We start from the raw sequence: 19,869 nt of genomic DNA, 5'->3' as shown, positions 1-19,869 counted from the left end.
ATTAGTTTTAGTGGGGTTTTCGTACTTATCTAACTTGTTTGGGCATTTGGTTTTATTCATTTTAATATTTCTAGTTTGTCCAGGGGAAATTACTTTTAAAAAATCTTTAATTTAGTCTTTTTGGTTGTTTGGCAGTTGTTTGGGTTGAAGTGTATGTTTGAGTTTGTGGGACTTGTTGGTTTTTGTTTTGTACCATTTTGCTCTTAAAAATTGTTGTTAATAGGTGTTTAGTTGGTTCAAAAAATCTTGTGGAACATAAAGATATTGTAAAGACCATGCATAGTTAGTTTTTTGGTCTTTGTGGGATAAAATTGTTAATTCAAACAACGAATCAGCTGTTTGTCTATTTAAAAATTGTTCTATATTGTTGTATTCTTTTTCTTTTTCCGGAAAATTATCTATAATTGGGATTTCTAAAGTTTGGGAGTGAATTAGAAAATTTTTAATTGCAATACCAAATCCCCAGTTAAAATAAATCACTTTTAAAAAGTTTTTATTTGTACTAATATAGTTTTGTTTAATTTTTATTCGTTTTCATTCATTTTTTATCCTCCCTAGGATTGAAATTTGGGATTGTTTACTGCTTTAACTCGTTTTTTAAAAAAGTTATTTAATGTTTTAAATACATTTTTAGATAAAAATATAAAATAAAAGCCACTATGTGAAGTAGTGGTAGAAATAGAGTATAAATTGATGTGTTAGTAATCAAAGTGGTTAGGAATTTTTAGTTCCACAAATATTATATATATTTACATATATATTATAATATAATATGTTTTGTTTGTAAAGTATAAAAATTAATATTTTTTGTTTGTTTTTTGAAATAAAAAAGGATGTTGATGTTGTAAGATAGTCTTTATTTGGCCTAAAAAGTTGCGCTGTTCCGTTTTTTTAGACAACTTTTGTCTTTAAAATTGTCTAAAAAAACGTGTTGGCGTTTTTGTTATTATGCAAAAAATGTGTGAAATATAATAAAAAACTACCTAATTTAGGTAGTTTTTTTAGTTTAAAAATATATTTAATTATTTAATTAGCTTTTTGTTTTTTTTTATAAAATAAAGAACAAAAGCTGCAAAAACTAAAAGCGCTAAAAAAACACCTAATGCAACTAGTAATTTAGTTTTATCTTTGTATGTTTTAAAAACTTCTTGAGCTAATTCAGCAACTTTTTTATCAAGTTTTTGAGTTACATTTGCAAATTTGCCTTTAGCTGTTATTTTTGTTTTATCAACTTTATTAGTAACTGCATCTTTATCTTCATCTTTAACCCATTGAGATACTTCCGTATCAACTGCTTCATTAACTAATTTTGATAATACATCATTAACTACTGTATCTTTTGCAACTTTATCTTCTGTTCCTGCAGTTTTAGCTTCTTGAGCTAATTCAGCAACTTTTTTATCAAGTTTTTGAGTTACTTCTTTAACTTCAGATTTAACTTCATCTTTAACTGTTTTTTCTGTATTTGCATCAAGCAAAGTAACTGCTTTGTCTTGAACTAAAGCTTTAATAGCTTCTTTTGCTAATTCATCAACAGTTTTTGTTAATTTGTTTTCTACAATTGGAGCTTTGCCTTTAATAGCAGTTTTAACTTCTTCTTCTTCTTCATCTTCTTTCAATAAAGCAACTACTTTTTCATCAAATAAAACTTTAATAGCTTCTTTTGCTAATTCATCAACAGTTTTTGTTAATTTGTTTTCTACAATTGGAGCTTTGCCTTTAATAGCAGTTTTAACTTCTTCTTCTTCATCTTCTTTCAATAAAGCAACTACTTTTTCATCAAATAAAACTTTAATAGCAGTTTTAACTTTTTTTGTTACATTTGTTTTAAACGTTGTTTTAACTTCTGAACTTTTTAATACTTGATTTAATTCTTTTTCAACAAAAGTTTTTTTAACTTGTGCTGCAAAAGTTGTAACTTTATCTTTAACTTGTTGTAAAACTTTTGCATCATTTACTAATTCAGTTTTATCAACTTTATTAGTAACTGCATCTTTATCTTCATCTTTAACCCATTGAGATACTTCCGCATCAACTGCTTCATTAACTAATTTTGATAATACATCATTAACTACTGTATCTTTTGCAACTTTATCTTCTGTTCCTGCAGTTTTAGCTTCTTGAGCTAATTCAGCAACTTTTTTATCAAGTTTTTGAGTTACTTCTTTAACTTCAGATTTAACTTCATCTTTAACTGTTTTTTCTGTATTTGCATCAAGCAAAGTAACTGCTTTGTCTTGAACTAAAGCTTTAATAGCTTCTTTTGCTAATTCATCAACAGTTTTTGTTAATTTGTTTTCTACAATTGGAGCTTTGCCTTTAATAGCAGTTTTAACTTCTTCTTCTTCATCTTCTTTCAATAAAGCAACTACTTTTTCATCAAATAAAACTTTAATAGCAGTTTTAACTTTTTTTGTTACATTTGTTTTAAACGTTGTTTTAACTTCTGAACTTTTTAATACTTGATTTAATTCTTTTTCAACAAAAGTTTTTTTAACTTGTGCTGCAAAAGTTGTAACTTTATCTTTAACTTGTTGTAAAACTTTTGCATCATTTACTAATTCAGTTTTATCAACTTTATTAGTAACTGCATCTTTATCTTCATCTTTAACCCATTGAGATACTTCCGCATCAACTGCTTCATTAACTAATTTTGATAATACATCATTAACTACTGTATCTTTTGCAACTTTATCTTCTGTTCCTGCAGTTTTAGCTTCTTGAGCTAATTCAGCAACTTTTTTATCAAGTTTTTGAGTTACTTCTTTAACTTCAGATTTAACTTCATCTTTAACTGTTTTTTCTGTATTTGCATCAAGCAAAGTAACTGCTTTGTCTTGAACTAAAGCTTTAATAGCTTCTTTTGCTAATTCATCAACAGTTTTTGTTAATTTGTTTTCTACAATTGGAGCTTTGCCTTTAATAGCAGTTTTAACTTCTTCTTCTTCATCTTCTTTCAATAAAGCAACTACTTTTTCATCAAATAAAACTTTAATAGCAGTTTTAACTTTTTTTGTTACATTTGTTTTAAACGTTGTTTTAACTTCTGAACTTTTTAATACTTGATTTAATTCTTTTTCAACAAAAGTTTTTTTAACTTGTGCTGCAAAAGTTGTAACTTTATCTTTAACTTGTTGTAAAACTTTTGCATCATTTACTAATTCAGTTTTATCAACTTTATTAGTAACTGCATCTTTATCTTCATCTTTAACCCATTGAGATACTTCCGCATCAACTGCTTCATTAACTAATTTTGATAATGTATCATCAACTGCTGTATCTTTTGGAGTTTCTTCATCTGCTCCATTTGCCATAATATTGCTATTAATAATATTAAAAATAAAAAATAAACTAACCAAAAATAATAAACTAAAAACTAAAAGAGATTTGCTCTTCTTACTTAAATTATTTGTTTTCATTTGTCGTGTTATACACCTTTCCTTCTTTGTAATAGCAATCATTAAGCGATTAATGATTGCTATTAAATAATATTATAACATAAAAAAAGAAAAAAGCCAGTTAAGTTAGTTTAATTTATTAATTATTATAATTGTTTAAAAGTTTTTATTTATTATCTTGTTTTTTTTGGTCTTTAGTTTTATCTTCTTTTTTTTCTTTTTCTTGTAATTTTTGAAATGTTTGGTCGTATTTTTCTTTTAAAGTTCATATGTTGTGTAAGATTTAGTAAAAATTTTGTTATTTAACTCTGTCTTTAGTTTCTTTTACAACTTCTTTAGTAACTGCATCATTTTCTTCCAAAATTTCTAAAACCTTGTTTTTGTTGTTTCGGTTGTAAAACCTGAGGTGTTCCAAAAGTTTAGACACTTTTTACTTTTTAAAAAAATCTTTTGAATTGTTATTAAATTTGTATTATGAAAAATTAAATTATTATAATTTAATAACTTTTGATGGTTTATTAATTGAAACTAGTGATTTTATTGAATTTGTTGAAATAAATAATGGTTTAATTTATAATCGTCCTGTTTTTATTGATGAATTTCAAGAAAGATTTGATAAAATTAATAAAAATTTAGATAAATTAATTGATGAATTAGAAAAAAATGAAAAAAGATTTAAAAGAAATAACGAAAACAAAGAAATAATCAATAAATTAAATGAAACAAATAAAGAAAGCGAGTAAAATCATATGGCTAAAAAAATAATTATCACAAAAAAATCCCAACCAAAACCACCAAATAAACCCAATGTAAAAAAACCCAAAACAAAATCCCTTATTAAACAACCACCAACTCAAAAACCAACCAAAATACCTATAAAAAAATCAAAAAATAAATCAACCTCAAATAAAAACAATTACAAAATCACCTATAATCAAAAAACCTTCAAAACAAATTACCAAAAACAATCCAAAACCTCCAAAAATAATTGTTGAAACCCAACAAAAACAAGATAATTGGTTTGTAAAAATAATCAAAAAAATAACAAAACCAATCCTTACTTTATTACTAATCACACTAATTGGAGGGGCAATATGGTTAATAATTTCTAAATTCTTCCCTGAAACAGCAGCTAAAATTGGACCAATGGCTAAAGCTGCTTGGGAAAAAACCAAAGATTTTGCTCATTATATAAATGAACGCTGTAAGAATTTTTTAGAATGGTTAGGATTTCCTTTGAAACTAATTCCTTACATATTTAATAGTATTATTATTGCATTTGGCCTCATTTTGGGTTTATCTTGTCTTGGAATACCAGTTATAGGACCTTGCATAGGTTTAACAATATTAATTGCAACAGGTATTTATATTTGAATGATTGGATATTTTAACGAAACCAACACCCAAAGCCAAAACTCCACCCCCAAATTTAGTAGAAGTTTATGATTTAGATGCTATCAAAGCAACAGAAGAATCAAAACTAAAAAAAAGAGTTAACAGAATATGCAACAAAACTTTCTCAAGAAGGAAAAACCCCAAAAGAAATTGAACAAAAAATTAATGAAAGAATAGAAAAAACCAAAGAATTAAAAAAACAACTGAATTAAGGGATTCTAAACAAACCCCTCAACAACCAAACTCAAACCAAAAAAGAAAAAAATACAAAAAGTTTATGGAATCCTGAACTTCAACAACAAATAGAAAAAATAATTCAACAAGAAAGAGAAAAACAAAAGATTTTAGAAACCGAAAAGGGATATTTAAACATTAACCTTCAAGCTCAACAACTAGAAAAATTATCCCTTGAAGGAAAAATAATTGAATTACAATCTCAACTTAAAACTAAAGAAATAACACTCCAACAAACTAAAGATTTATCCGAAGAAGAAAAAAACAAATTACAATCAGAAATCGAAGTAATAAAAAATAATATTACAAACCAGAATGAATTAATAGTAAAAAAAGATAATGAGTTGATTTTTTCAAAAGAAAAAATAACAACTTTAGAAAAATAATTAGCTTCAAATATTAAAGATGTAAATCAATTAAAAATTGAAATTGAACAAAAACAAATAGAATTAGAAAACAAAGAACAAAAATTAATAGACCAGAAAAACTTATCAACAAACGAAATCAAACAATTAAATTTTTGAAATTAATTATTTAAGGAAACCAACTTAAAAGTTGGTATTTTTTTTAATGGTTCTTTAATCGCCTATAATATTTGAAAAAATTGAAATTAGTAAATGTAAAGTTTTTTATAAAGGCGCTTTTGATAAAAAAGATTATATTAATAAAGTTGTTTCATATGTTAGTAAATATGTTTCTAAAAATGATAAACAAATTGAATCAAATCCTAATAAAGGAATTGATTTTTATAGTCGTCATTTGTTTGGATTTTCTCGCACATGTTTTTCTTGTCCTCAAGAATCTTTTTTGGCATTATTTCCTTACGATATAATTAAAGAAATAGAATTAAGTTCATTTCCAATTGTTAATTTTATTTTTTCTAATATATTTGAATGGAATATTAAAAAAATAATTAATGGAAGAAATATTAAAATTCCACATAATTTAACTTTATTGTTTAAATCTTATATGACTCCAAACCAAGTTCAAAATTCTAATTATTTTAGTTTAAATTTATCTAGTATTCAACCAAAAAATTATTTTCTTAATAAGAATTTTAAAAAATATTTTAAATTACAAAAACTTAAATTAAAACTTAAAAAAGATTATGAAAAAAAAGATATTAAAATATTAAATAAAGTTGAATGTCAATATTGGTATAGATATCTTGAAAATAATTATATTCAAAGTTTTCAACTTTCTCCTTAATTTAATTTGATTAAATTAGTTTAAATTAAATATTTTTAATTAATTTTGCTGTCTAATTATTAGACGGCTTTTGTTGTTGGAAAAAAATAAATAAAATTATTTATAAATTACAAAAACTTAAAAAAACTTTAAATTATTGAAATTATTAATGCTATTATATAAATAATAAGAAAAAGATTTTTTTTAAAAGAAACAATATTTTGAAAAAACTCAGTAATCGCCTACAAAAATCCCTTGATGAATGGGACAAGGAAAACGATATTTGGGATTGAATTTTGGTGGTATTATATTTAATTTTTTTAATAAAACTGACATAGGGAAGTTGATTTGAATATTTTTTATTTTTTCTTGAAAATTCATTTATTTTAACTCCTAGTTTTTTTGATTAATAATAAGTTTCTATTTTATAAGGTAAAACATAACCGATTTCTTGGAAGGTTTGAGTGGTCATTTCAAAGTGATAAATTAAGGTTTTTTTGGTACCACTTCTATTTTTTTTGATACATACTTCGATTATTTTTTGATTTTAATCGTCATTATAGTCTGAATATAGTTCTTCTAAGGTTGAATTATATATATTTATGGGCTTTTCTTTGTCTTTGGATAGTTTGGGTTTGAATTCAGACATCATTAAGACGATATCTGAGTTAGTTTCAATTCCGCCACTTCCTTTTAAAGCTGTTATTTCTGTTGATTTACCTTGATAATTGCTGTATGTATCTCTTGAAAATTGAGATAAAATGATAATAACAATGTTTAATTCGATGGCTAATTTTTTTAATTTAGTCATGATTTCATCAATTGCTAGACGGTCATTTTCTAATTTGTTTTAATCAATTATATTAATCCTTAAAAATAAAATATAACATTTATTCTGTTTAATCCAATTTTTGTTATTAAAAAAAGAAAGATAAAGGTATATTTTTTTTTTTTTTATGTTTTATAAATGCAAAAATATGTTATAATAAAAATTAGATATTTCTAAGAAAAAAATACTATTAAATTAAAATAATTTTTAATCCTTTATTTTCTTATTTATTATCAGAAGTTATCACCTACCCCCCTTTTTGAAGGAATTATTAAAGCTTTAGAAAACGCCGAACTCCGTCATGAAATCAATAAACTCAAATAATAAACCAAAGACGAACAAAAAGCCCATGAAGCAACTAAATAAGTTTTAGAAGACAAAAAAGAATTAGATATGATGAAATTCAAAAAACTATAAATTCCCCAAATAAAAATCTATAGTAGCCTATTCAAACCTTTGACTACAAAAATTATCGCCGCCGCGAAGAAATTCCTATTTTAAATAAAACCAAATTCGAAAACATTGAAGAATGGTATGAAGTTAATAAAAAAATGCACCATGATTTAAGCCAAATACACCTTTAATGGAATCGGTTATTATCAACAAAAGTCAGATAAAAAACCAATATCGGACCTTTTGAATTGATGACCATAAAAGATCGCCTCCTAAATCCAAAAAAAACCCACCGACCTCGCCCATTCGTCAAAAACCGTCATCCTTTTGATAGGCGGCATGAAGATGGCGATACTTATGATATGACCATAGCCAATAGAGCAGATGATAGTCAATTATATTTGTATGTAAGCTTAGAAAAACAAATTCACAAAGTCCCAGGTAGTAACTATTTAATCCTTCACTTCAACCCAAAAAGAAAAACTTTATCTCTTTTTCAAGATAAACAGAACAACGATAAAGTTCAAGAATCTGAAAATAATAAAAGAACTAACTCTGAACTGAGACTGATGATAAATAATAGGTGTTGATTTATTTTCTTTTTTAGGAATTATTTAATTTTTTTAACAATCAACAAGCAATAAAAATAATAAATTTAAATAATAAGATTATTATTTAAAAAATTAACAAATATAAGAATTTTTAAATTAAAAAAAATAAAAATCAAAAAATAGCAAATTTATATTAGAAAGTTTATTCAAAAAATGAATTTAAATTTAAAAAAAGTCCACTATACTTCATTTTTTTTATTTATGATATTTTTACTTTTCATATTTATAAATTATTCTCAAAAATCTAATTTGGTTTATGCTGGTCAAGTTTATTCAGAAATTAAAAAAACAGATTCTTCGGAAAAATTATTTGATTCTTCAGAAACAAAAATTGAGCTTTTAAGATCTCAAATAGATGATTTATCAAGAAAAAGAAATGCCATATTAAAAGAAATTGCTAGATTAGAAGAAACATTATCATTTCATTTAGAAATTAGAAATAAGAAAAATCCTAACACTTCAGAAAGAAATTCAAGTTTTTTAAAATTTCAAATATCTTTTTTAAAAGACAAAAAATCTTCTCTTAAAAAAAATTTATATGAAATAACTTTAGAACAAATAGATTTAGAAATTAAATTAAGAAAAAAAATAACTTGTAAATAATTTTATACTTAATAAACTTTTAAAAATTTTGATATTCATAAAAATAAAAATTATTAGTTTTTCTTATTAAAAACAGATTGCTAAAAAATTGACAATAAATATCCGAACAATATTACAAAAACCAATATACAAAAAAAAAATTTTAATTCACAATATAAATTTTAAATCATAAAGCAAGGCCCTTTTTAGGGTTTTTTTTATTTAATAAATATTTTTCAATTGGTAAAGGTCATAATTTTAAAAACATAAAATACTGTTAAAAAGTATTATTACACATTATTTTGCCCTTTAATAACGTTTTACATAATTTATTTAAATTATAAAAAAACCTCAAATAACATAATTAAATTGTTTTAAAGGGAAATATTTTGATTAAAAAAATTAAGCAGAATAAATAACAACTAAGACTCTATTTATTAGATTCTTTTTTTTATTAACAATTTACATGAAAAGGAAAATCAAAAAAAATTCAAAAAACCATCCTAACCCAAAGAACATCACAATGGCACCTCGAAATCGTCAGAACAAGTAGTCCATGATAAAATATTCGGCACTACTTTTAAAAGCAACAAATAACCGAACACAGAAACAAAACCGAACCCTTATCACTCATTTTATTTGAAAAAGCCATTGAACTAAAATTCTCTGACAACATCTTTACGGATGATAAAGTCCAAATGTTTTCAGCCTCACTTGATGGATATAACTCTAAAACCAACACTTTATTAGAAATCAAATACCCTTATGTTAATGAAAACAACACCATATCAACATCTTGGAATGGTTTTTTAAAACCAAATAAGCCCCATCAACTACTGGTCCCAAGTTCAATGTCAACTCTATTGTAGTCAAACTAAATTCACTTACTTTTTTGGTTTATTTCAATGACACTAATTATCATGTAGTGCGAATTTACCAAAACAATAACTTCATTAATAAAATGATTGCAGATGTTAAAAAAATATTTATAATTACTACACAAAGTAAAACAAGAATTATCACAAAAAACTTATTTAAAACAATTAAGCAAAATAAAATACAACTAAGACCTTCAAATAGAAGTTCTTTTTTTTATACCATTTTTTACGAAAGGAAAAAATATGAATTTATTAATAAAAATATTATCTTTGTTTTTAAATCTTTGTTATTTTGTATTCTTATTTTTATTTTGTCATCACATATTTCTTCTTTATTTGCGCTCTTATTTTGGTTATTTTATATCTCTCATTTTATAGATAAAATAATTGATTTTATTTTTTCAGGTTAATGGGTTTTATTATTAATGTTTTTTTCATCCTATTATAGGTTATATTAAAAGTTCTAAGAGTTACATTAAAGAATTAATAAGCAAGATAATTATAGACAAACTAGACACTTTAAAATTATATAAATTAGATGACAAAAAAAGTAGATAAATATAACAATCCTATAAAAACAAATTATAAAAAAGGATTAAATGTTATTTATTATCAATTGGAAGATTCAAAACACATCAAATTATTTTTAACCAAAAATAAACAGGGCTATCGGGTTAAAAAAATTATGTCTGGTTGTTTATCAAATTTTAATAAAAAATAAATAAACAATTTATTATTGCCATCTTATTACCATTTGACCCCTTTAATTTTTTTGTCAAACCCAAAAATTTTTAAGGAGTGATATTTTATATATTATATCGATAATGATAATGATACTCTATATTTGATATTATCGTTGTATCTTTTATCTATCATTATTATTTTTCGATATATAAATAACTCCCAAATTTCCTTCCATTATTAAAAGAGTTGTTTAAAATTAACCAAACACAATTCCCTAACGCGCTTCAGCGCTAACAAAAATTATAAAATCGCCTACAATATTCAAGATTTTATATCAACAGCCCCTTTACAAAAACTATTTACCGACATAACTTATTTCAAAACTCCCCAAGGATTTTTATATTTTTCTTGTATTATTGATTCTTTTAAAAAACAAATCATCGCTTCCCATACTTCAAAACATCAAAATAAAGAATTAGTTTTAAACACCATCAAAAAATTACCTCCATTAAAAGAACCTTGTATTATAATTGGGTAAGTATCGTTGGGATTGAATAGTTGAAGAAAACTGAAAAAGAGATATTTAAATACAAAACATAAACCAGTAACAAATAATGCCCCCGATACAAAACCAATAGTAAAATTTGAATCAGTCATTTTGATTTTCCTTTCCGATTGTGTGTTGTTTTTTATTTCTAAAGTTTGAAGTTTTTTATTAGAAATAGTTTCTTTAATAAAAACAATTATATTTGTAATTAATTTGAAAATAGGTTTAAAACCAGTAACTATTAATATTGTAAATAGAGTTGTTTGGATTCCATCCAATCTTCTTTCCATGATTTCAGCAGTGGTAAATCCTTTAGTGTAATTTAATAAAAAATTGCTAATTATTGCAAATATTGAAAAAATCCACATTATTTCCTACTTTCTTAATAATTTTTTATAAATTTTATTCATTTGTTTTTAGATAATTTCTTTTTATTTTTAAAGGTTTTATGTAAATGATGTAAATTTATCCATTTACCTTTGGGAGTTTTGGCAGTTGAACGGTCTTTAAAGTAAGTTCCTCGGTATGCTTCAGTCATTGCGTCGCTCATGTTATTTCTCCTTTTATTTTAATTGAAGTTTTTTGACTTCGTCTTTGATTGGTTTTGACATTTTAAAACTAACAACCGTTTTTGCAGGTATTTTTAAATTTTTACCAGTTCTTTTGACTGTTTTTTTCCTGTTTGTTTATTGATGATGAATTTAGTTTCGGGTGTTATGTGGGCTTTTCTAGTTTTTAAGATGAATTTGCCAATTTTAGAGGATAAAACTACTTCTTCATTTGATGTAATTGCTTTAATTAGAGCATTCTCAAATGAATTGTAAAACTCTTCGGTTTGGGTTATTGAGGTTTTATTTACCTCAGCTATTGATTTAATTAATTCTTTTTTATTCATATTTTTTTCTCCTTTTGGTTTATAAAAAAAGTCCCTTTTGGGGACTTAATTGTATTAATATTATTTGGATTTGTTGTCTAAAAAGATGACGTTTTGGATAATTACTTTGGTGGTGGTTCGTGTTTTACCTTCGTTGGTGGTATATTTTGGGATTAATAATGCGCCTTCTGCATATATTTTTGAACCTTTATGTAAATACATACTCATGTTTTCAGCTTGATTACGAAACACTACACAAGGGATGTATTGCACTTTATCCTTGTTGTTAATTGCTAAATTGAAATCTATTTTTGGGATTTGTTCGTTGTTGCTATTGATATGTTGTTTTTCTAGGTTATGGGCGATATGAACTGTTCCAAAACTTTAGACACTTTTTGCTTTTTAAAAATTCTTTAAGACTAACTATTAAGTTAGTCTTTTTTTCTTTTCAAAGACTAAAAAATAATTTCCTATCTTTTCTAAAAATATTTTTAGAAAGGAATTAAATGTTAAGAGAAAAAATATTTAAAGATTTTTTAAAAAATAAAAAGAATTTAGAAATTCGTAATCAATTAATCGATTTACATTTGCCCTTAGTAAAAAAACTAGTTTCTAAATTTAAATATTATCCATGCGTACTTCAAAAACAAGATTTATACCAAGAAGGAGTTTTAGGATTGATCAAGGCTTTAGATAATTATGTAGATTTAGGTTATGACTTTATCGCTTATGCGACGCCAACTATCAAATCAGACATCAGAGAATCAATAAGAAAAAGTCATTCACCTTCCGTTCCTCAAAAGATTCATAAAACCAATAATCCTTCTTTTCAAGAAGAAAAACATACATGGCATTATCAAATCCTTAACCCTAATCAATTATGGTTAAAACAAATTCATCATGAACTCTTTTTAAAAAAGCTAAAAAACCAAATTAAGTAAAAAGGAGTTTAATGTCATAAGATTAAATTTTGGAGTTCCTTTAGGAAATATCAACGAAGATTATCAACCTAGTTATTCTAATCACGAAATAGCCCAAATACTAAATTTAACCTTAAGACAAGTAGAAAATATTAAAAACATCGCCATCAATAAATTAAAAAAATAAAAAGACCCGAATAAGGTCTTTTTATATTAAGAAAGGAAATATCAATGAACTTAAAACCTAAAAATATTTTAATTATCTTAACTTTAACCTATATCGGTTTTATAATTACAAATCTTATGACGTTATTTTTTGATTTTAATTTAGGAATCAAAGCTAACACAACGATAAGCCTTATTTCGTATATTGTCTTTTTATTTTATTTATGGATTAAGGAATACAAAAATGCAAAAATTCATTAATTGGGTTGGTTGTAAAAAGAAATTATTACCACATCTTTTACCTTTAATTCCTAAAAAATTTAAAACTTATTACGAACCTTTTTTAGGGAGCGGCGCTTTATATTTATCCTTAATGCCTAAAAAAGCCATTTTAAACGATAATGACACACAACTCATCCAAATATGGAAAAGTATTTTATATAATCCTCAAGATTTTTATAATAAAGCATTAGCTTTTGAAAACTTTATTTATCAATATCCCAAATCACAACAAAAACAACAAAAAGAAGCTTTTAAAACATTATTAAACCAATATAATCATTTATTAACTAAAAATAAAAATAGATCAACCAAAGCATCGCTTTTCTTTATTTTAAGTAAATATTGTTTTCGTGGCATTTTAAGATACAAAGATAATACATCCTTATATACAAATTTTGGTTATAAGTCTAAATATAAAACTAGCCTATTAAATTTAAATGATTTATTCTCCTTACAAAAACATTTTCAAAAAAATAAACATGTCTTGTTATGTACTGATTATCAAAAAATAATTGCCGCCACCAAGAAAGATGATTTTTTGTTTATCGATCCACCTTATTACAACGGCAAAAACATCACTATATCATCTTTTGACAAAGGAGTTTTTGGTTTTACTGAACAAGTTAAATTATTCAACTGTCTCGAAAAAGCTGATAAAAGAGGAGTTAAATGGTTATACACCAATTATGATACTCCCGAAATTAGAGCATTATTTAAAAATTATTACTTCCAAAGTATCAAATCTAGTACTAGCCATAATTTGACAAATAAAAACAATAATCATGAAATCATTATTACCAATTATTAAAAAAATAAAAAATAAGAAAAGAGAAATAAAATTATGTTAAACAACATTCAATTAATCGGTCGAATTACACATGACCTCGAAAAACAATACATTAACAGTAATAACGAACAAATTACAAAAATAGATTTTCAATTAGCTGTTAACCAAACCAAAGACAAAGTTCAATATATTCCTTGTGTAGTTTTTAGAACCCAAGCTGAAAATTTTCATAAATACTTACATAAAGGATCGAAAATTTATCTCGAAGGAACATTATCCATCCAAAAATATACCAATAACGAAGGCCAAAAGAAAACAAATACAAAAGTGATCGTACATAAAGTCATCTTTTTAGATAATAAATCTCAAACTGATAATTTACCATTTTAAAATAAAAGAACATTGATATTAAACATCTTAACTTTTTAAAAGAAAACCAGAAAGGAGAATAAAAAATCATATGAGCGACGCCATTACTGAAATCGCCCGCGGTACTTACTTCAAAGACCGCAGCAAATTAAAATCTAAAACTAAAAAAAATAATAAACCAAACAAAAAGGAGAAAAAAATATGACTAAAAAAGAATTAATTAAAAACATAGCTGAGGTAAATAAAACCTCAATTTCAAAAACAGAAGAATTTTACCATTCATTCGAACATACCCTAATAGAATCCATTACTTCCAACGAAGAAGTAATTTTATCCTCTAAAATAGGTAAATTCATCTTAAAAACTCGTAAAGCCTACACTGGTAGAAATCCCCAAACAGGCAAAAAACTCAAAATCTCTGCGAAAACCGTTGTCTCTTTCAAATTATCTAAAACCATTAAAGATAAAGTAAAAGATTTAACATTAGAATAAACCAATATCAACCAACAAAGGAGAAATTAAATATGAATAAAATCATTAAGAAAAAACAAAACCCAATACTCACGAAACAAACCAAAACCAAGAAATAAAAACAATAACTAACCCCAAACAAGAAAATATAACTATTATCCCAATAAAAAAACGCAATTTATTAAAAAAAATAGCTTACATAACGATCATTTTACATTTTATTTTACAAGTCATTATTATTTACTACGATAATAAAATTCCCTGGTTAACAACAGGAATTAATAATTCTCTTGAATTGATTAAATCTCTCATCCCAGGAGGAACTAAATAATATGAATAAAAAAATAAAAAACAAAAATAAAATATTAACTATTATCACAATTATTATCGCTATCTTTTTCACTACCACATCCATTTTCGCTTTAACTAATTACTTTTCTAAACAAAGAAAAGAAAAAATTCAATTAATGAACAATCTTCCTTTTTTCACTATTGAACGAACAGGCGGCAATAATGAAGATAAAACCCTTTTACCAATTCCCATTCCAAACTTAAACGAACAAAAATATAATCACTTAATTACGATCGAACACGAAGCAACTCTTAACTCCGACGGAATGGATATTAATGTTCCTTTATATTTGAAAATATCAACTAAATATGACACGCTTCAAACTTTTACCAATCCTGAAAAATATTTAAATGTTGGTTTAAAAGTGGATAATAATGATTACAATGATACTAAACGCCCACAAATAAGATTAAATGATAAGGGCATTGGTTCACTTAAGATCCAAATTAGCATCGAACAAAAAGAAATCATTACTAATAAAAACCCTCAATTAGAGTTAATTTGTGATTACGAATTAGTCGATTCCCAAGGAAAAGCCTTCGACGGAGGAAGTCAAACAATCGAAAATAAAATCTCTAATTTATCATAATAAAACATCCAAAAGACCAATCATTAATTGGTCTTTTTTTTGTTAGAAAGGAACTAAAATGACTATCAAAAACAAATAATGAAAATTCAACTAATTTAATAATAATCATCATAACATCTATGGTCTTATTTTTAAGTACTTATGTTTGGATTCATCATCAAACTTTAACAGAAACTGAAAAAAATCTCATAACCCATCATAAAAAATTAGAAAATCAAAATAAAAATCTCCAAGAAATGAAATACAAACTCCAACAAAACAAAGATATAATTCAAAACCAAATTACCAATACAAATAAAGAATCACAAGAAGAAACAAAAACTAATTTAAAACAATTAAATAATCAAGAAGAATCATTATTTACTCCTTCTAACAACCAAAAATTCCCTTCTTTCAACCAATTAATCGGTTTCAAAGAAGAAAAACAAGCCGTAGAAGGTTTTATTGATTACCTTAACAATAAAGAAAACTATACCAATATTGGTGAGGTTGATTCGCCCTTAGGCATTTTAATGTATGGAGTTCCTGGTACTGGGAAAACAACCTTAGCCAGAGCTTTAGCTAAAGAAACTAATCTCCCCTTTTTGAAGTAAGTAGTGCTATTTTTTCACAAACATATTGTGGAATAGGTCCTAGAATGGTAACAGAATTATTCATCAAAGCACGTGAAGAAACTCAAAAAGGAAAAGGAGCTATTATCTTCTTAGACGAGTGTGAAACTATCTTTACAGCCATAAACACTTTAAAACCTGGATCTGAAGATGCAAATATCGTTAACCAATTCAAAACCGAAATGACATCATTCGAAAACAACAAAGACAAACCAATTTTCATCATTGGCGCTACAAACCATATCGCCCAAATCGATGAAGCTATCAAATCAAGATTCACTTATAACATCGAAGTTAAACCAGGCAATAAAGAAGAAAGAAAAGCCTTTTTAGAATTCTTAATCAACAAACGTAAAAACCCTTACAGTGAAGAAGCGAAAAAATATTTATACAATATTATCAATGAATCCTTAGAAAGGTTACCAGTTAACCACCAATTTAAAAAAGCCAATCGTACTCTAGAAAACCTCTTAAAAACAACAGTAGCAACCTTCGCTAAAAACCGAGGCCAAGGAGAAACACGAAGAAACGAAATCAATCAAGAAGATTTAAAACAAGCTTACAAAATGATAATCTCACAAGATGACACCATTTTAAACACTATCGAACAAGAAATTAAAGCGAAAGGAGGTAAATAATTATGAAAACACCTTTAGACTTAATTAAAACTTATCTAACCTTTAAATCTTATTTCACTTGGTTTTTAATGGCTTCCGCCATCTTTGGCATCGTCCTTTTCTTTAAAAGAAAACTTTCCACCAACCAAACAACATACAACAACCATACATGGAAAGGCTATTTAACTTATTTTTTAATTATTATCGGTATTTTAAGTTTCATTTACTTATGTTTCTTTCATAAACCAAAAGAACCATCTAGTAAATACGCAGGCCAATTAGCCCAAGAAATTGATAAAGCCATTGATAAGTACGATGAAGTCATCAACAATTACCAAGGACTAAAAGATAATTGGGAACAAGAATTAACCAAAGTAGAGGTCGAATTAAAAAAACTCTATGAAGAACAAAAAATAACCCAAGAACAAAAAGAAAAAATCAAAGAATTAATAAACCAAACAGAAACAAAGATTAACGAAATCAAAACTCAAAAACAAGAAACTGAAAATAACATTAATGTCTTAAAAGAACAACTAAAACAAAAAGAAGAAGCATTAGCCAACAAAGAAAAAGAAATAAAACTAACAGAAAAACAAATCACGGAATCGACTGATTTAACTGAAAAAGAAAAATTACGCACTAAATTAGATATCCTTTATGACAAAAAGATTGCATTAGTTAAACAAATTACCGAAATAAAAAGCCAAATAGGAACATTAGAAATAAAAATAAAAATCCTTAACTAACCAACTCGAAGGCGCTGAAGGCTTGAAAAATAATTTAAAAAAAGATTTAATGAATTAAACGCTGATGAAAAATCTTATTTTAATTTAATCCAATCCGTCGAACAACGTCGCGACGACATTCAAACAAACATCAACCAAGTAAATCAAAAAATTGCTGAAATCAAATTAGAACAAGATTTATATAAATCTCTAAAAGAAAAATACCAAGCAATGCATATTCGAATGCAAACCTATGAAAAAGAAAACGAAGCATCGGCTGGTAATATCATCAAATGGGGATTCAAAACCTTTGACAAAATAACTGACTTAATCCCTGCAAAATATGGTATGAAAATCATAGGCAAATCGATTACTTTTACACGTAAATTCTCACAAGGGATGACGAAAGCCACTTTAATTCTTCACGAAGGGCACCGTTTATGGCATATGTACAACGAAGTAGCGAATGAAAACAAAGAATCACTCCCAATGATTACCAAAGAAGCCTTAGAAATGTATACCAAAGACATCGACCGCGACCTAGCCAAAATCGACGCCGACCACAAAGACTACCAAAAAAAACTAGAAGAATATAATAATCGAATGAAACAAGAAAATATACAACAAGAACAACTAGAAATAAAACTAGAACCCATCGACGAAGAAATAAACACAATCAAAGAAGAACTAAAACTTCAAAACCCTAACTACACAAGAACCCAAAAAAGAATTAAACAAACTAATCAAAACAAAATACCTGAATTAATATCTATCCCAGCGTAAAAAAACTTTTTCTTTAAAATTAAAACAATAAAAATGTTATAATAGCAGTAATTAATTTCTTTAAAAGATAATATCAATTACTCCTATTATCGGAAAGGCTATGAAATGATGAACTTTTTTAAAAAATATCGGATAGCTATTTTAATTATCACCGTTTTAGTCATTTCTTTTATTATTGGAATTTTTGAAGGTCTTTACGAAACCAAACAAGAACTGAAATCATTATCAAATTTTCATGAAGAATTAGATAACAATCCAAAAATAAATCATCCACCAAGAACCAAACGAGACATAGAACCACCAAAACCTAAAATTCAAATAACTCAAACGAATTATGAACAAATTAAATCTTATATCTTATCAGAAAACGAAAATGAAGTTTTAACCTTAAATCTCCCAGAAGAAGAAAAAAATGAAATTGAGAAAATTAAAAACAGTTGGAAAAAGTGTTTAGATTATTTAAATGAACATCAAAAATGGATCAACGAATATCAACAAAAATGCGATGATTATAATAAAAAAATAAGCCAACTTAACCCCCAAGATGAATTTGATAAAATAAAAATAAAATCCTTAACCAACCAACTCGAAGGTGCTGAAGGCTTGAAAAATAATTCTATTAAATCTTTCGATAGAAGGTTAAAAGAATACAAACAATCAGCCCTATCCTCTCTCAACTCCCTCTACGAAATCAACCCAAATGAGGGGTAAAACAAAAGGAGATTTAATTAATGTTAAAACTAAAAAATCAATTTAAAATAATTAGTATTTATTTATTTGTATTTATAGGTTTATTATTTATTAATATAAATCAAGTAATAGCTTCACCTAAAAAAGAATCTAGTGATAAAAAAAGAGATATTCCGAAAATTAATAAATCAGAAGAAAAAAACAAAAAACAAAAAGAAGATATAAAAAGATTTTATACAATACATAAAGAATTTAAAGAATATTCAATTGAAAAAAATAATGAAATTATAAAAATTTTAGAAAACCCTGAATTAATGGAAATATTAAAACAAAAAGCCGAAGAGGAAACGAAAAATTTAAAAGAAGAAGGTTCTTCTTCAAAACAACCTGATGATTCTAAAAAATAATTTTATACGAATTAAGAATGGAGTTATATTTGAAAATGATTAAATTACAAAAAAAAATTAAAATAATTTATCTTTGTTTAATAACTTTTATAGGAATATTATTTATTTTTAATAATCCATTAATGGCGATGCATAATGGTAATGCAACACCAAATAACGGTCATCATAACACTAATTTTGAAACTCAAGCGCGCATTTTACAAGAAATGAATCGCGAACAAGCTATAATAGTCCAACAAATTTTTAATGCTAGAAATAATAATGCTTCCAAAGAAATTATTAATAATCTTGTAAGACAAAATATACAATTAAGTCAACGTATCTCAAATCAACAGATTATTTTACATAATGCTATGCCTCACGAAAACAATCGCAATCAATTAAATAACTCTAATAACAGAAGACGTTGAATAATCAACATCAATTATTAAAATTTCAATTCCCTCTACTAAATCACCTCAACTGAGGGATTAAAAATAAAAGGAGCA

The 19,869-nt window shown here is 25.5% G+C and carries 23 protein-coding genes and 6 pseudogenes; 20 read left to right on the top strand and 9 right to left on the bottom strand.

Annotated elements, in window-relative coordinates; genetic code table 11:
- Nucleotides 1–216: 216 nt before the first annotated feature.
- The 3 genes from AYWB_RS01885 to AYWB_RS04405 all read right to left on the bottom strand — a co-directional run bounded on the left by AYWB_RS01885 (nucleotide 217) and on the right by AYWB_RS04405 (nucleotide 3,825).
- Nucleotides 217–480 (bottom strand): hypothetical protein, encoded by a 264-nt coding sequence (locus AYWB_RS01885; RefSeq protein WP_011412677.1) that lies wholly within the window; start codon nucleotides 478–480, stop codon nucleotides 217–219.
- 542 nt (nucleotides 481–1,022) lie between these two features.
- Nucleotides 1,023–3,419: a hypothetical protein gene (locus AYWB_RS01880; protein WP_041639857.1), complete on the bottom strand. Its 2,397-nt coding sequence runs from the start codon at nucleotides 3,417–3,419 to the stop codon at nucleotides 1,023–1,025.
- Nucleotides 3,420–3,696: 277 nt separating this feature from the next.
- Entirely contained in the window at nucleotides 3,697–3,825 is a 129-nt protein-coding gene (locus tag AYWB_RS04405) for a hypothetical protein (protein ID WP_274376781.1), read from the bottom strand.
- 28 nt (nucleotides 3,826–3,853) lie between these two features.
- Between AYWB_RS04405 and AYWB_RS01875 the strand changes: the two genes are divergently transcribed.
- The 5 genes from AYWB_RS01875 to AYWB_RS01860 all read left to right on the top strand — a co-directional run bounded on the left by AYWB_RS01875 (nucleotide 3,854) and on the right by AYWB_RS01860 (nucleotide 6,236).
- A complete protein-coding gene (locus AYWB_RS01875) occupies nucleotides 3,854–4,141 on the top strand; it encodes a hypothetical protein (protein WP_011412675.1) in 288 nt (95 codons plus the stop codon).
- A gap of 6 nt (nucleotides 4,142–4,147) precedes the next feature.
- Complete coding sequence (locus AYWB_RS01870; RefSeq protein WP_011412674.1) at nucleotides 4,148–4,393, top strand: hypothetical protein; 246 nt, start codon at nucleotides 4,148–4,150, stop codon at nucleotides 4,391–4,393.
- Nucleotides 4,394–4,544: 151 nt separating this feature from the next.
- The gene (locus tag AYWB_RS01865) at nucleotides 4,545–4,772 is read left to right on the top strand and encodes a hypothetical protein (RefSeq protein ID WP_011412673.1); all 228 of its coding nucleotides are present in this window, start codon (nucleotides 4,545–4,547) and stop codon (nucleotides 4,770–4,772) included.
- A gap of 4 nt (nucleotides 4,773–4,776) precedes the next feature.
- Entirely contained in the window at nucleotides 4,777–4,947 is a 171-nt protein-coding gene (locus tag AYWB_RS03950) for a hypothetical protein (protein WP_011412672.1), read from the top strand.
- Between the two features lie 839 nt (nucleotides 4,948–5,786).
- Entirely contained in the window at nucleotides 5,787–6,236 is a 450-nt protein-coding gene (locus AYWB_RS01860) for a hypothetical protein (RefSeq protein WP_011412671.1), read from the top strand.
- 210 nt (nucleotides 6,237–6,446) lie between these two features.
- Here the strand turns inward: AYWB_RS01860 and AYWB_RS03945 are convergent, their stop codons facing one another.
- A complete protein-coding gene (locus tag AYWB_RS03945) occupies nucleotides 6,447–6,596 on the bottom strand; it encodes a hypothetical protein (protein WP_160122698.1) in 150 nt (49 codons plus the stop codon).
- A 25-nt stretch (nucleotides 6,597–6,621) separates the two neighbouring features.
- A pseudogene (locus AYWB_RS03720) lies at nucleotides 6,622–7,065 on the bottom strand (DnaB-like helicase C-terminal domain-containing protein); the annotation flags it as partial.
- A gap of 623 nt (nucleotides 7,066–7,688) precedes the next feature.
- Here AYWB_RS03720 and AYWB_RS01850 point away from each other — a divergent pair.
- From AYWB_RS01850 to AYWB_RS04315, 4 genes and pseudogenes are all read left to right on the top strand, one after another.
- Nucleotides 7,689–8,027 carry a hypothetical protein gene (locus AYWB_RS01850; RefSeq protein ID WP_049749268.1) on the top strand — a complete coding sequence of 113 codons (339 nt, stop codon included), beginning with the start codon at nucleotides 7,689–7,691 and terminating at the stop codon, nucleotides 8,025–8,027.
- A 174-nt stretch (nucleotides 8,028–8,201) separates the two neighbouring features.
- Nucleotides 8,202–8,651 (top strand): hypothetical protein, encoded by a 450-nt coding sequence (locus AYWB_RS01845; protein ID WP_011412668.1) that lies wholly within the window; start codon nucleotides 8,202–8,204, stop codon nucleotides 8,649–8,651.
- A 1,322-nt stretch (nucleotides 8,652–9,973) separates the two neighbouring features.
- A pseudogene (locus AYWB_RS01835) lies at nucleotides 9,974–10,229 on the top strand (phase variable surface lipoprotein); the annotation flags it as partial.
- 279 nt (nucleotides 10,230–10,508) lie between these two features.
- Nucleotides 10,509–10,721, top strand: a pseudogene (locus AYWB_RS04315) (DDE-type integrase/transposase/recombinase); the annotation flags it as partial.
- Here the strand turns inward: AYWB_RS04315 and AYWB_RS04310 are convergent.
- The 4 genes and pseudogenes from AYWB_RS04310 to AYWB_RS01820 form a co-directional block, all read right to left on the bottom strand.
- A complete protein-coding gene (locus AYWB_RS04310; RefSeq protein ID WP_011412664.1) occupies nucleotides 10,655–11,107 on the bottom strand; it encodes a hypothetical protein in 453 nt (150 codons plus the stop codon). The pseudogene AYWB_RS04315 and the gene AYWB_RS04310 overlap by 67 nt on opposite strands.
- A gap of 38 nt (nucleotides 11,108–11,145) precedes the next feature.
- The gene (locus tag AYWB_RS04065; RefSeq protein ID WP_187321645.1) at nucleotides 11,146–11,289 is read right to left on the bottom strand and encodes a hypothetical protein; all 144 of its coding nucleotides are present in this window, start codon (nucleotides 11,287–11,289) and stop codon (nucleotides 11,146–11,148) included.
- A gap of 13 nt (nucleotides 11,290–11,302) precedes the next feature.
- Nucleotides 11,303–11,634 (bottom strand): annotated as a pseudogene (locus tag AYWB_RS01825) (HU family DNA-binding protein).
- A 60-nt stretch (nucleotides 11,635–11,694) separates the two neighbouring features.
- Nucleotides 11,695–11,979, bottom strand: a complete 285-nt coding sequence (locus AYWB_RS01820) for a single-stranded DNA-binding protein (protein ID WP_041639852.1) — start codon at nucleotides 11,977–11,979, stop codon at nucleotides 11,695–11,697.
- A gap of 140 nt (nucleotides 11,980–12,119) precedes the next feature.
- Between AYWB_RS01820 and AYWB_RS01815 the strand changes: the two are divergent.
- The 11 genes and pseudogenes from AYWB_RS01815 (at nucleotide 12,120) to AYWB_RS01765 (ending at nucleotide 19,791) form a co-directional block, all read left to right on the top strand.
- A pseudogene (locus AYWB_RS01815) lies at nucleotides 12,120–12,720 on the top strand (sigma-70 family RNA polymerase sigma factor).
- Between the two features lie 222 nt (nucleotides 12,721–12,942).
- Nucleotides 12,943–13,788: a DNA adenine methylase gene (locus AYWB_RS01805; protein ID WP_187321644.1), complete on the top strand. Its 846-nt coding sequence runs from the start codon at nucleotides 12,943–12,945 to the stop codon at nucleotides 13,786–13,788.
- Between the two features lie 33 nt (nucleotides 13,789–13,821).
- On the top strand, nucleotides 13,822–14,157 hold the full coding sequence (locus AYWB_RS01800) for a single-stranded DNA-binding protein (RefSeq protein ID WP_011412659.1): 336 nt from the start codon (nucleotides 13,822–13,824) through the stop codon (nucleotides 14,155–14,157).
- A gap of 180 nt (nucleotides 14,158–14,337) precedes the next feature.
- Nucleotides 14,338–14,628: an HU family DNA-binding protein gene (locus AYWB_RS01795; protein ID WP_011412658.1), complete on the top strand. Its 291-nt coding sequence runs from the start codon at nucleotides 14,338–14,340 to the stop codon at nucleotides 14,626–14,628.
- 311 nt (nucleotides 14,629–14,939) lie between these two features.
- A complete protein-coding gene (locus tag AYWB_RS01790; RefSeq protein ID WP_011412657.1) occupies nucleotides 14,940–15,548 on the top strand; it encodes a hypothetical protein in 609 nt (202 codons plus the stop codon).
- Nucleotides 15,549–15,667: 119 nt separating this feature from the next.
- Nucleotides 15,668–16,797: pseudogene (locus AYWB_RS01785) on the top strand (AAA family ATPase).
- Between the two features lie 2 nt (nucleotides 16,798–16,799).
- On the top strand, nucleotides 16,800–17,522 hold the full coding sequence (locus tag AYWB_RS04465; RefSeq protein WP_011412654.1) for a hypothetical protein: 723 nt from the start codon (nucleotides 16,800–16,802) through the stop codon (nucleotides 17,520–17,522).
- Nucleotides 17,523–17,732: 210 nt separating this feature from the next.
- Entirely contained in the window at nucleotides 17,733–18,284 is a 552-nt protein-coding gene (locus AYWB_RS04460) for a hypothetical protein (RefSeq protein ID WP_011412653.1), read from the top strand.
- A 108-nt stretch (nucleotides 18,285–18,392) separates the two neighbouring features.
- Nucleotides 18,393–18,995 carry a hypothetical protein gene (locus AYWB_RS01775; RefSeq protein ID WP_238374402.1) on the top strand — a complete coding sequence of 201 codons (603 nt, stop codon included), beginning with the start codon at nucleotides 18,393–18,395 and terminating at the stop codon, nucleotides 18,993–18,995.
- A 20-nt stretch (nucleotides 18,996–19,015) separates the two neighbouring features.
- Nucleotides 19,016–19,381 carry an SVM family protein gene (locus AYWB_RS01770; RefSeq protein WP_011412651.1) on the top strand — a complete coding sequence of 122 codons (366 nt, stop codon included), beginning with the start codon at nucleotides 19,016–19,018 and terminating at the stop codon, nucleotides 19,379–19,381.
- 35 nt (nucleotides 19,382–19,416) lie between these two features.
- Nucleotides 19,417–19,791, top strand: a complete 375-nt coding sequence (locus tag AYWB_RS01765; RefSeq protein ID WP_041639848.1) for an SVM family protein — start codon at nucleotides 19,417–19,419, stop codon at nucleotides 19,789–19,791.
- The last annotated feature ends 78 nt before the right edge of the window (nucleotides 19,792–19,869 follow it).

Source organism: Aster yellows witches'-broom phytoplasma AYWB (assembly GCF_000012225.1).
Taxonomy (GTDB): Bacteria; Bacillota_I; Bacilli_A; order Acholeplasmatales; family Acholeplasmataceae; genus Phytoplasma.
This window is presented reverse-complemented; position numbering and strand designations above follow the sequence as displayed.